The following is a 12,022-nucleotide window of genomic DNA, read 5'->3' on the forward strand; positions in this document are numbered from 1 at the left end:
CGCGTCCTAAACCATCGGAATTCTCCTAAACCACTAGTCCGTTGATCTGAAATCAAGTTTGCTTGCAGCCCTCTCCCTAGGATCGGTCGGCTTTACCAAGACCACCCAACCAGGAGAATTCGATGCGAGCCATTCCATCACAGATCGCCATTGCCGCGCTTGCGGCGTGCGCGTTGCTGAGCGCGTGCGGAGGCGGAGACGGCGGCGATAGCGGGGGGAGCGGGGGTAGCGGGGGCACGGCGCCAACCCCGGCACCTTTGCCTGCGCCCTCGCCTTCTCCGTCCCCGGCGCCATCCCCCTCACCCGCGCCATCGCCCGATCCTTCGACGACTCCGCCGCGAACAGGCGAAGCCTTGCCCGACCTTTCCAATCCGCAGCCCGGCTCTACGGCCAAGGTCGGCAATGGCAGCGAGGGTATCTGGTCGGAGTACGGGATCGCGACATTCGTCGACAGTACAGGACGCTTTGCCAGGGCTGAACTGATCGGCGTAGTAAGCGGAGGCTTCCAGTTCTCAGGGTCGGACTGGACTTTCTCGCCGGATACCATCTTCGAGTACCTGGTCCCAAAGAGTGTGACCGGATCAGGCACGATCACGCTGGGCAGCAGGCTGGACGGCAGCTATCTGAAGGACGGCTCGGGCACGCCGACGAAGATCGGCGCCGTCTACGACCCGGCAAACGCGCTGGCGGTGGATCAGGCGAGCATCCAGGGAAGCTGGAAGCGGGACGGCTTCGAGATGTCGGTCGACGAACAAGGCAATGTCAGCGGCACCTACACGAACGGCACCCGGATCTGTGCGCTGACCGGGACCGCGGTACTTGCCGAAGCCGGTTCCAGGAAGAACCTTTACCGTCTCAACATGACCGCGACCGTGCCGACGCAGCCCGCCAGCACCGGCTGCGACATGTCGGTCGGCATCCCGCACCTGGGCTATGCCGCAATCCGCTTCGTGCCGTCTGATGGAAGTCGCGTTGTCACTTCGAGCACGCTGTACAGCCGAAACCTCGCCATGGTCGCCAGTGCTGGCAACGGCGGCTATTTCATGACGCAGATGGGCAAGCGGTAACGCCGCAGGAGGAACGGAAGATCGCCTCTTTTCGTTCCTCTTCAGGGCATTGCGCCGACGTGAGGCCATCCAGGCGATACGTGCCCCGCTACTTCGGCCCCGCCTTTTTCAGGCTTCTTTCGATCGCACCCGACCCCGCAGCCTTGACCAGCTTGCGGAACGTCGGACACTCCGCATGGCTCGGTGCCGGGCACTCCGCCGCGTGCCGCAGCCCGTGGCTCATTGCCCGCAGCCGCCTGATCAGCGCGTCGATCTCGTCGGCCTTGTCCCGCAGCAACTGCCGGTCGATGTGCGGCTGGCCATCGGGCGAGAACATGGAGCGGATCTCGTCCAGCGAGAGCCCCGCCGTCTGCCCAAGAGAAATCAAGGCCAGCTGATCCACCACGCCGTCGGCAAACCTGCGCCGCGCACCTTGCGGCCCCAGCGACACGATGAGCCCCTTCTTCTCGTAGTAGCGCAGTGTCGACGCCGGCACACCGGTGAGCTTTGCGACTTCGGAGATATCCATGAGACGGCCCTTGACTTGAAGTTGACTTCAACTTCTATAGTGGCCACATCGTTTCCGCAAGTCAACCGCAAGGGGCTCTCATGACACGCCTGCCAGAAATCGCAACGATCATTGCCATCGGGATCGGCGCCACCGCTTTCATGGACGTCTGGCTGACGCTCCTCAAGCGCATAGGCGTGCCGACACTCAATTTCGCATTCATTGGCCGGTGGGTCGGGCACCTGTTGCACGGCACTTTCGCGCATGCATCCATCGGGCAAGCGCGGCCAATTCTCGGCGAACGCGCGTTGGGCTGGTTCACGCACTATGCGATCGGCATCGCGTTCGCGGGATTGCTCATAGCGATTCTTGGGATGGACTGGGCGCAAAGCCCTACGGTGCTGCCGGCAGTGCTTGTGGGCATGGCCACCGTCGCGGCGCCGCTGTTCGTGATGCAGCCGGCGATGGGATCGGGCTTTGCAGCATCGCGAACGCCGACGCCGCTCAGGAACTGCCTGCGCAGCTTCGCCAACCACACCATCTTTGGCTTCGGCCTGTACCTTGCCGCACTCGCCGTCGCCTGTCTCGCGCAATGAGCGCAAGCCTGCCGAAGCCCGCACAACGCCAACTGGAGCGATCCATGAAGAAACTCGCCATCATCTATCACAGCGCCAACGGGCACACCAAACACATTGCCACTTGTGTGCAGGAAGGCGCAGCAGGCGTGGCCCATACCGAGGCTCGGCTGCTCCCGGCCAGGGACCTCACCGAAGCTCCGGAGGAACTGCTCGGGTATGACGCCTATATCCTCGGCACGCCAACCTACCTCGGCGGTGTCTCCGGTCCCTTCAAGACCTTCATGGATGCCACCGGGGGCCTGTGGCGAACGCAGCAGCTCAAGGGCAAGCTCGCCGCCGGCTTCACCGTGTCGTCGCTGCCTGCCGGCGACAAGCAGTCGACGCTGATGTCGATGTTCGTGTTCTCCATGCAGCACGGGATGTTGTGGGTCGGCAACCCTATCCTGCCCGAGCAGCACGCCGGCGTTCCCTATGACGAAGCCGCCAACCGGCTGGGATCGTGGTCGGGACTGATGGCCCAGTCCGCGCACTCGGCCGCGCCGGATGCGTTCGCTCCTGGCGATGTAAAGACCGCCAGAATGTTCGGCAGGAACTTCGCCGAGACGCTGCACCGCATGCGCTGAAGCGGCGCATGCCGCGCAAATGAACGGAGGAACTCCGATGATCCCAAGAAAATACGGCCCGCCGCTATTCAGCCTGGTGCTGTCCGGGCTGATGTCCCTGATCGTTGCCGGCATCTCGACGTATCGCGCCGTCGGCCTGGTGCCGGACTTTGCCGGCATGTGGGCCAGCGCATGGCTGACGGCATGGCTCGTTGCGTTTCCGGCCGTTTTGCTGGTCACGCCGGTGGCTCGCAGGGCTGTGCAAGCCCTCGTCGTGAAGGAGTAGCAATGCAACGGCTGTTACCAGCCGTGCCCACCGTTCACTTGCCTTTCCACTGCGGCGGCCGCTTGCCCACGAAGGCTTCCACCCCTTCGCGGAAGTCTTCGCTGCCATAGCACTCCCGCACCAGGTCATCGGTATCCGCGAGCGCCTCCACAGTCTGGCGCCGCAATGATTCCTTCACAACCCGCTGCGTGACCGGCGCCAGTGCTGCGAGCCGGTCGCACAGGTCCCTGGCCGCGCCGTCCAGCGCTTCAGGCGCATATACGCCTTCCAGAAAGCCGCACGCCAGCGCCGCATCGGCATCGAGTATCTGCGCGAGCAGCAGCATGCGGCGCACGGGCTGCAGCCCCCATGCCGCACGCAGCTTGGCGAGATTTTGCGCGGACAACGTATTGCCGAGCGTCTTCGCAATCGGCACGCCGAAGCGCGCTTTCGGTGAAGCGATACGGAAGTCGCATGCGGTCGCGATAGCAAGACCGCCGCCGACTGCCCAGCCTTCGATGACTGCCACGGTGGGCATCGGCAATCGCTCCACCAGCCCGATGCCCGCGTCGATGCGCGCTTCGTAGCCCACCCCATCGTCACCGCCGGAGAACTGCCGGAACTGGGCGATATCCGTGCCCGCGACAAAGGCTTCGCCGCCCGCGCCGCGCATGACCACCACGCGCGCGCCAGCGTTGCCCTCGGCGGACAGCGTGCGGCAGTGCGCGGCAAGTTGCTCGTACATGGCCCACGTCATCGCGTTGCGTGCAGCGGGACGGTCGAAGGTCAGCGTCGCGACCTGCCCTTTTGTCGCGAGCGTGACCTGCCCTTCATCGGACTGTGCGGTACTCATGCGCCGAACGCGCCGGCCGCCGCCAGCGACTGCTGTTGATCGCGCGAAATGCCAAGCTCGGCCAGGATTTCCGCCGTATGCTGGCCCAGCAACGGCGGCGGGCGCCGTACCTGTTGCGGCGTGCCGCCCATCTTCACGGCGAAGCCGATATTCGGCACCTTGCCCTCGATCGGATGATCGATCTCGATGCGCATCTGGCGGTGCCGGCCGTGCTCGCTGTCGAAGGCCTGCGGATAGGTCAGGATCGGCCCCGCCGGGATGCCGACCTCAAGCAGATGCTCGATCCAGTAGTCGCTACCCTGCGCGGCGAAGCTCTCTTCCAGCGCCGCGATCAGTGCCTTGCGATTGTTAAGCCGCAGCGCCACGGTGGCAAAGCGTTCATCGGCGAGCAAATCCGGACGGTCGATGGTCTTGCACAGCAGCTGCCAAAGCTTCTGGTTGGTCGCGCCCATGACGAAGTAGCCGTCGGCGGCCTTCATTGCCTGGTACGGCGCGCTCATGCGGTTGGCCGTGCCAAGCGGCTCGGGCTCGCGGCCGGTGCCCCAGTATTCGCAGGTGTCCCAGATCGAGAACGCCAGTGCGGAATCGAACAGCGACGCATCGACATACTGCCCCTTGCCCGTTGCCTTGGCCCCGATATACGCGGACAGCATGCCGTAGGTCGCGAACAGCGCGCAGCCGATGTCGGCCACCGGCACGCCCGCCTTGACCGGCGCGCCGCCCGGATAGCCGGTCACGCTCATCACGCCCGACATGGCCTGCGCCATCAGGTCGAAGCCCGGCCGGCCGGCCCACGGGCCGCTCTGGCCAAAGCCGGAGATACTGCAGTAGACCAGCTTCGGATTGATCTGGCTGAGCGTCTCGTAGTCGATGCCGAGGCGCTTCATCACGCCCGGGCGATAGTTCTCGACCAGGATATCGGCCGTCTGCGCCAGGCGATACAGCACCTCGCGGCCGGACTCGGTCTTGAGATCGAGCGTGACGCTGCGCTTGTTGCGGTTCATATTGAGGAAGCCCATGCTGTCCGGGCCCTTCATCTTGAACCCCATCGATCCGCGCGTCTGGTCGCCACCCTCGGGCGGTTCGATCTTGATCACGTCGGCGCCGAGGTCGGCCAGCAGCATGCAGGCATAGGGCCCGGCCATGACCTGGCTGACGTCGAGCACGCGCACGCCGGCCAGCGGCAATGGGCGTGCGGATGCCTGGCCGCAGGGTTCGCTGAAATCTGTCATCGGGTACTTCCTGGAGAGATAGTTGGAGCGGCGTGCGAGGTTGCGGCGCCGCGCGGCCATCAGGCCTCTGCCTTGACGCCGGCGTCCTTCACGACCCTGGCCCACTTGGCGGACTCGGACGCGATGAAAGCGGCGAATTGCTGGCTGGTTCCGCCGGAATCCTCGGCGCCAAAGCTCTTGAGGCGTTCAAGCACATCGGGCATGGCCAGTGCGCGGTTGACGTCCTCGTTCATGCGCTGCACCAGCGCCGGCGCCATGCCCTTCGGGCCCACCAGGCCGTACCATGAGGCTGCATCCAGCCCGGGAAAGCCGGACTCCGCCAGCGTCGGCACATTGGGGTGGCTGGCCGCGCGCTTCAGGCGGGTCTGCGCAATGGCGATCACCTTGCCCTGCTGGATAAACGGCGTGGCAGCGGTCATGGTGTCGAAGGCATAGTCGATCTGGCCGCCGTGCAGGTCCGCCACCAGCGGTCCCGAGCCCTTGTACGGCACGTGCACCACATCGAGCTTCGCCTGCATCCGGAACATCTCCAGCGCCAGATGCTGCGCCGAGCCGATGCCCGAGGAGCCGAATGAAATCTTGCCCGGGTTCTTGCGGCACAGCGCCACGATGTCCGCCACCGTGCGCACCTTCTGCTCGGGACGGCAGGTCAGCATATTGGGCGTGACGCCGACCATCGAAATCGGCGAGAAATCGGTGCGCGGGTCGTACTTGACGTCGAGCAGCGCCGGGGCAATGGCATGGCTGTTGACGTGGGCCATCAGCAGCGTGGTGCCGTCAGGCGGCTGCTTGGCCACATAGGCGGCGGCAATCGCGCCGGTGGCGCCCGGCTTGTTCTCGACCAGCACACTGGTGTTCCACATGACCCCGAGCTTCTGCCCGATCACGCGCGCCAGCACGTCCGTGCCGCCGCCCGGTGCAAAGCCGACCACGATCCGCACCGGACCATGCACCTCGACCGCGGCCCGAGCAAGGCCGGGCACCGCCAATCCGGCCGCAGCCGCGAGAATGAATTGCCTGCGCTGCATTGCGTGTCTCCGTCCTGTGTCTGGTAGTTATGGAGCCCATGATGCGCAATGCGGCCGCCGCGGGCTATCGCTATTTGGACGATTCAGGTTTCGCGTTTTGCGCAAGCACCGCCAGCACGCCCCGCGCGGCCGACGAGAGCGCGCCTTCGGGCCGGTGGCACAGCACGAACTGTCGCGCCGCCCAAGGCCCCGCGATGGGCTGCCGCACGAACCTGCTGCCGGCAGCCACCTCGGCCGCGATCGCTTCCGGCATCACGCCACCGCCGAGGTTCTGGGCGACCAGCGCGGCGATGCTATCGAAGCCCCCTACGCGCATGCGCATCCGCAGCACGCGGCCGGCCTCCTCCGCCAGCCGCTCCAGCCCGATCGAGATCGCCGAACTCTCGCCGAGCACGATCAGGTCGCAGTCCAGCACATCGTCCGTCGTGACTTGCTTGCGCCGCGCCAGCGCATGGCCGCGCGCCACCACCAGCACGAGCCGGTCGGAGCGGTACGGCTCGGTCGGCATGTCGATCACGCCGAGGCTGCTTTCGTAGATGCCGATATCCACCGTGCCACGGCGCAGGCATTGCTGGACCTCCTGGCTGTTCATCTCCTGCAGGTCGATGCGGACACCGGGGCAGGCGGCGGCGCAGCGCTGGATATCGAACGGCAGGAACTGGATCACGGCCGACTTCGGCGCCGCCACCCTCACCACGCCGAGATCGCCGCCGACGAACGACGACGCATCGTCCTGCATGCGCTGGACGGTGTGGGTGATGCCGCGGGCGTGGGCCAGCAGCGCGCGGCCGGCTTCGGTCAGGGCCATGCCGTGCGGCAGGCGTTCGAACAGGGAGACGCCGAGCTGGGATTCCAGTTCGAGGATGCGGCGGGATGCGGCAGCTGCCGCCAGATGCAGGCGCTCCGCGCCGCGCGTGATGCTGCCCTGGTCGGCCACGGCGATGAACAGCTGGATGGTGGTGAGGTCGAAATGAAGGCGGGGATTGCGCGAGGGGGCGGAGGACGTCACGGTGGTCTGCGCGCTGGTGGCGCCGTTACGGGGCGGTCTACGGATGAGGGTCGGTGAGTCCCCAGTGGATCCCGGAAGATTCGTGTGCCCGCCGATTGTCGGCTGCGCGACCTGGCCCGGCAATTGCGGGTTTCCCCGCCCCGCGACAGTCGGCGCCCCCTACCGCTTCGAGTAGTCGGCTCTCGCGGCTTCCACATACCGCCGCACCGCGGCAACCACCGCATTGACCATGCGAGCCTGGTTTCCCGGATCACTGACATAGCCTTCGTCAGCCGGATCCACGATCACGCCCGCCTCCAGCAGCACCGCGGGCATCACGGTTTGCCGCAGCACAACCAGGTCATCGAAGCGGTAAATGCCGAGATCCGGCGCCAGCAGTTCCCGCGATTCGCCGGCGATGGGCTCCGCATGATGCAGCGTTGGCGCGCGCCCCAGCTTGCGCATTTCCTCGCCAAGCATCTGCGCAAACGCATAGCTTTGCGCGAAGCGTGGATTGCGTTGCGACACGAAGATCGAATAACCGGCGATGGGCCGCGTAGTCCGATACGCGTCGAGATCGCCCGCCTTGACCTTTTCGAGGTACTGCAACTGCGCCGAGTCATGGTGGATTGCCAGGAACAGGTCCGCCTGCCGCGCCTTCGCGTACTGCGCCCGCCCTTCCAGCGACACGTTCTCGGTCGGGCCACGGGTCAAGGCCACATCGAAGCCCGCCAGCGAAAGCGCCTGTACCAGCCGCGCTGCCAGCCGGTCGTTGTATTGCACCTCATGGACACCGCGTACGCCCAGCGCGCCGCCCAGCGACGGCGTGTGGCCGGGATCAATGACGATGCGGACCGGGCGCGGGCCGGCCGGCGACTGCGACGCGCAGGCGACTGCAGAAAGACCGGCCACCAGCCCCGCCACCATCGCGCGGCGGCCACGAGAGATCGCCCGCGTCATCGGATCAGTTCCAGGACTTCTTGCTGATCATGTCGTTGCGGCACGTGCCCGCCTTGCATTCGCGCACGCGGTCGCGCAGGTACTCGGCGCGGTCGCGGTTCACGCGGTAGTTGCAATCGACGTCGATGGCGCCGCTCGCTTCGCAGGAAGCGTTGCGGTACTTGATCCATTCCAGCTGGGTATCCTTCAGCTGCTGCTTCACGCTATCGCCGACCAGGCCGCGCAGGTCGTTGTAGCTCGTATTCAGTTCCTTGTCGGATTCGAGGAACAGTTTGGCGAAGCAATACGTCTTGTCGTAGCTGGTGCGGTACTTGTCGCATTCGTTGGCGGCGTGGGCGGCAATGGGGGCCAGCAGGGCAAGGGTCAGGGCGGAAAGGATGGCTTTCATGGGCTCGGTATCGAGTTAGGAACAGCCTGGCGGCAGACGGGCCACCAGGCGGGGTGGACAACGTCCGCCAGTGTATCCGCCCGACCTTGCAACCGCATCTGTCGGGAGCGTGCGCATCGAAACAGATGCCACCGGATCTGCCGCCTGCCCATCTGGCAGCGGTTCCTGTGGGCGCGCGATTGAGGCGCATGTGCAGCAAGGCGCGGGGGCGCAGGTGCAAGATTTACCCGCCAGACCTCATCTGATTCTCGAAATTACTTGACCATCACAATGATTCCAGCCGTGCTGAGGGCGCAAAGTCCCAAATGCCGGCTGTAGAAACCATAGAGAGCCTGCGCAGACAAACCAGGCACAAGTAGTGCTTCCATCGTCGCTGACGGAGGGCAGCATGCCCGCGGCGGAAGCGTCCGGCGCTTCCCCGTAGACAGGAGATCCACATGGAAGAATTCGGAGACACGCGGCGCCACGCTATCCTGGAAGACCCCCCTTCGGCGTCGTCACTTGGCAGCGCAGTATCGTGGGGGGCGATTCTCGCGGGCGCGGTCGCTGCTGCGGCGTTTTCCCTCATCCTCCTCATGCTCGGATCCGGGCTTGGCCTGTCGGCAATCTCGCCCTGGGCACCCCGGGGGGAAAGCGCCGCACGATTCGGCATCGCGGCTGTTGTCTGGATTTGCGTGACGCAGATCCTGGCTTCCGGACTTGGTGGCTACCTGGCCGGTCGGTTGAGAAAGCGCTGGGTCACGATCCATGCGGACGAGACCTTTTTCCGGGATACCGCGCACGGCTTTCTCAGTTGGGCAGCGGCAACGCTCGTCACGGCGATCCTGATCGCGTCTGCCGCGTCGGGGCTCTTTCACACCACGGCGCAAGCGGCGTCGGCCGGTGCAGCGGGTAGCGCACTGGGCACCATGAAGGACCGTGGGAATGCGTCCGCCGCGGTCGATACATGGCCGATGGGCTATCTCGTCGATGGCCTGTTTCGCGAGCCAGACGCTGCGGCGGCCACCCCCAATGTCAGCGCCGAAGGAAGGGCTGCAGACCGGGAAGAAGTCGTACGCATATTCCTGAACAGTCTGGCATCGGGCGGCCAGTTGTCGTCCACGGACACTCGCTATGCCGCGCGGCTGGTTGCCAGGCGAACAGGGTCCTCGCCGGACGCCGCGCAGACCCGTGTCACGACCACCTATTCGCAGCTTCAGCAAAGAATGGCGGACGCCAAAGCCGCCGCAAAGGCTGCAGCCGACAAGGCGAGAAAAGCCGGTATCTACGCATCACTCTGGCTTTTCGTTTCGCTGCTGATGGGCGCGTTCGCGGCAAGCCTTTTGGCCACAATCGGCGGCCGGCAACGCGACCTCTGAATTCCATCTAACCAACGGGAGACAATCATGCGTTCCATCCTCCTCTTCCTGCTTGGCGTACCGATTCCTCTCATCATCCTGATCGCGCTGTTCTCACATTAGCCAGAAGTCCAAGGCGCCTTGAACCCTTCGAATGAGGATCCCTTGCGTCGGGCAAGGGTATCCGCGATGGGCAAGAACCGACCTGAATGGCCCACAACGAAGGTGGCGCCCGCGGACGCTCCTACCCTGCGGGAGCTGACCTCGCTCATCACCGCGGTTGTGGTCATCTGCGCCCTGGATCTTGGCCGTGATGTGTTGATGCCCGTTACGCTCGCGGTGCTGCTCAGTTTTCTTGTCGCGCCGCTGGTGGACATTCTGGCGCGGCTCAGATTTGGACAAGTCCCTTCGGTTGTCATTGCGGTGTTGCTGGCGCTGGCAGTCATGGGCGGAATCGGGACACTGATCGGCGCGCAGGTCGCGCAGCTCGCCGCCGACCTGCCGCGTTACCAGGCTACGATCGAGAAAAGAGTCCAGTTCGTCCAGCAGGCCACGGTCGGGCGGCTTGATGATCTTCTGGCGAGTGCATCAAACCTCATCAAACGGCCGGTTCACGCTCCGCATGCAGCCGGCGGCGCGGGCGTCCCAAGTGCGACCGTCTCAGGCCGCAAACAGGAAGAGCGGGCACCGATGCCCGTCGCTGTCCAGGAGCCCCCGGCATCACCGCTCGCCCTGATGAGGGAATATCTTTCGCCCATCGTCGGCCCGCTCCAGACCACAGGCATCGTGCTGGTGGTGGCGATCTTCATTCTCCTGCAGCGCGAAGACTTGCGCGACCGGCTGATCCGACTGTTCGGGTCTCGTGACCTGCATCGTGCCACGACGGCCATGAACGAGGCCGCTCACCGCTTGAGCCGCTACTTCCTGACGCAGCTCGGGGTGAACGTCGGCGTGGGCATCGTCATCTCGGCTGGCCTGGCAACCATCGGGGTGCCGGGTGCCATCTTGGTCGGCGTGATCACGGCGCTGCTTCGGTTCGTTCCGTATGTCGGCACGTGGATCGGGGCTCTGCTCGCACTCGTGCTGGCGGCCACGGGCCCTGACTGGACCATGCTGCTCTGGACGATTGGCCTTTTCGGCGCTACGGATCTCCTCACCGCACAGCTCATCGAGCCTCTGCTATACGGCCGCAGCACGGGGCTTTCTCCCGTCGCGGTGGTGGTTGCCGCCATCTTCTGGAGCTGGATCTGGGGACCGGTGGGGCTGATCCTTTCGACGCCGCTCACGCTGTGCCTGGTCATCCTTGGACGGCATGTCGACAAGCTGGAGTTTCTTGAAGTCTTGCTGGGGGATCGACCGCCTCTATCGCCGCCGACCAACTTCTACCAGCGCATCCTTGCGGATGATCCGGACGAGGCGTTGCGACAGGCCGAAACCCTGTTGAAGGACATGACCCTTGCCGAGTACTACGACACTGTCATGCTGGAGGGATTGAAGCTCGCACACAACGACATGATGCGGGGCGTTATCCTGCCCGACCAGCTTGCCCGCATCCGAGAAGCGCTGCTCGATATCATCGATGGGCTCGAAGATATCGATGAGCCGGTCAGCGACACGCCAATTTCCGGCGATGATGACGGACCGGTCCCGAGCCTGCCGCCAGCCCGCGAAGCAACCGGAATCGCCGCCGAGGCGGCCGCTTCGGGCGCGCCGGTTGCCGGCCCCGTGCTCTGCATTGCCGGTCGCGGGGGGCTCGATGAACTGGTCGCGGCGGCCACCGTACAACTTCTGTCCAGGGCAGGTATTCAGGCAGAGGCCGCCAGTTATGAACAGTTCTCCCGCACGGGATTTTCCCCGGAGAATCTGCCGGCAATGGGGACCATCTGCATCACGTCGCTCGATGCAGGACAGTCGAACGTCTATCTCCGTATTCTGCTGCGACGGCTTCAGCGGCGAGCGCCTGCCGCGAGGCTGATTCTTGGCTTCGTGTCGGAGATGTCGCGGGACACCCAGGAGCATCGCGGCACGACAGCCTTTGCCGCGTCGTCCTTCAGCCAGGTAATAGCCCTGGTCCGTTCGGAGCGCGCGGCGGAAGCCGCCGGGGAAGCCGGGAGTGCGGCTGGCGCCGACTTGCCCCACTCTGCCGTGACGCAAGGACTGATAACGGCGCCGCAATCCAGCTAACGCCTTTTCCATTGCGTTGCCGCTATGCCACCAATGCGCGCGCGGCGCGCAGT

The 12,022-nt window shown here is 65.1% G+C and carries 13 protein-coding genes; 6 read left to right on the forward strand and 7 right to left on the reverse strand.

The features are described 5' to 3' along the window. Nucleotides 1-353 precede the first annotated feature (353 nt). Entirely contained in the window at nt 354-1,067 is a 714-nt protein-coding gene (locus AC3FKG_RS02770) for a hypothetical protein (RefSeq protein WP_488742354.1), read from the forward strand. 88 nt (nt 1,068-1,155) lie between these two features. Here AC3FKG_RS02770 and AC3FKG_RS02775 read toward each other — a convergent pair whose 3' ends face one another. Next, a complete protein-coding gene (locus AC3FKG_RS02775; protein WP_488742355.1) occupies nt 1,156-1,575 on the reverse strand; it encodes a helix-turn-helix domain-containing protein in 420 nt (139 codons plus the stop codon). Between the two features lie 80 nt (nt 1,576-1,655). Here AC3FKG_RS02775 and AC3FKG_RS02780 point away from each other — a divergent pair, with 80 nt between their 5' ends. Genes AC3FKG_RS02780 through AC3FKG_RS02790 form a run of 3 tightly spaced genes read left to right on the forward strand, consistent with a single transcriptional unit; the run spans nt 1,656 to nt 3,020 of the window. After that, nucleotides 1,656-2,150: a DUF2938 domain-containing protein gene (locus tag AC3FKG_RS02780; protein WP_488742356.1), complete on the forward strand. Its 495-nt coding sequence runs from the start codon at nt 1,656-1,658 to the stop codon at nt 2,148-2,150. Nucleotides 2,151-2,194: 44 nt separating this feature from the next. Further along, nucleotides 2,195-2,755 (forward strand): flavodoxin family protein, encoded by a 561-nt coding sequence (locus AC3FKG_RS02785; protein WP_488742357.1) that lies wholly within the window; start codon nt 2,195-2,197, stop codon nt 2,753-2,755. Between the two features lie 37 nt (nt 2,756-2,792). Further along, the gene (locus tag AC3FKG_RS02790) at nt 2,793-3,020 is read left to right on the forward strand and encodes a DUF2798 domain-containing protein (protein ID WP_483709350.1); all 228 of its coding nucleotides are present in this window, start codon (nt 2,793-2,795) and stop codon (nt 3,018-3,020) included. Nucleotides 3,021-3,054: 34 nt separating this feature from the next. On the opposite strand, the gene AC3FKG_RS02795 is transcribed toward AC3FKG_RS02790, so the two are convergent. The 6 genes from AC3FKG_RS02795 to AC3FKG_RS02820 all read right to left on the reverse strand — a co-directional run bounded on the left by AC3FKG_RS02795 (nt 3,055) and on the right by AC3FKG_RS02820 (nt 8,448). Then, on the reverse strand, nt 3,055-3,852 hold the full coding sequence (locus AC3FKG_RS02795) for an enoyl-CoA hydratase/isomerase family protein (RefSeq protein ID WP_488742358.1): 798 nt from the start codon (nt 3,850-3,852) through the stop codon (nt 3,055-3,057). Beyond that, nucleotides 3,849-5,084, reverse strand: a complete 1,236-nt coding sequence (locus tag AC3FKG_RS02800; RefSeq protein WP_483709352.1) for a CaiB/BaiF CoA transferase family protein — start codon at nt 5,082-5,084, stop codon at nt 3,849-3,851. The genes AC3FKG_RS02795 and AC3FKG_RS02800 overlap by 4 nt, the downstream gene beginning before the upstream one ends. A 59-nt stretch (nt 5,085-5,143) precedes the next feature. Next, nucleotides 5,144-6,112 (reverse strand): Bug family tripartite tricarboxylate transporter substrate binding protein, encoded by a 969-nt coding sequence (locus AC3FKG_RS02805; protein ID WP_488742359.1) that lies wholly within the window; start codon nt 6,110-6,112, stop codon nt 5,144-5,146. Between the two features lie 70 nt (nt 6,113-6,182). Beyond that, entirely contained in the window at nt 6,183-7,121 is a 939-nt protein-coding gene (locus AC3FKG_RS02810) for a LysR family transcriptional regulator (RefSeq protein ID WP_483709354.1), read from the reverse strand. 159 nt (nt 7,122-7,280) lie between these two features. Next, the gene (locus tag AC3FKG_RS02815) at nt 7,281-8,060 is read right to left on the reverse strand and encodes an N-acetylmuramoyl-L-alanine amidase family protein (protein WP_488742360.1); all 780 of its coding nucleotides are present in this window, start codon (nt 8,058-8,060) and stop codon (nt 7,281-7,283) included. A 4-nt stretch (nt 8,061-8,064) separates the two neighbouring features. Next, nucleotides 8,065-8,448: a lysozyme inhibitor LprI family protein gene (locus AC3FKG_RS02820; protein WP_483709356.1), complete on the reverse strand. Its 384-nt coding sequence runs from the start codon at nt 8,446-8,448 to the stop codon at nt 8,065-8,067. A 437-nt stretch (nt 8,449-8,885) separates the two neighbouring features. Between AC3FKG_RS02820 and AC3FKG_RS02825 the strand changes: the two genes are divergently transcribed. Both AC3FKG_RS02825 and AC3FKG_RS02830 read left to right on the forward strand, forming a co-directional pair. Beyond that, the gene (locus AC3FKG_RS02825; RefSeq protein ID WP_483709357.1) at nt 8,886-9,806 is read left to right on the forward strand and encodes a hypothetical protein; all 921 of its coding nucleotides are present in this window, start codon (nt 8,886-8,888) and stop codon (nt 9,804-9,806) included. Between the two features lie 168 nt (nt 9,807-9,974). Then, entirely contained in the window at nt 9,975-11,969 is a 1,995-nt protein-coding gene (locus tag AC3FKG_RS02830; RefSeq protein ID WP_488742361.1) for an AI-2E family transporter, read from the forward strand. Nucleotides 11,970-12,022: the final 53 nt, after the last annotated feature.

The sequence above is a fragment of the Cupriavidus sp. 22TCCZM04-2 genome (assembly GCF_057798895.1).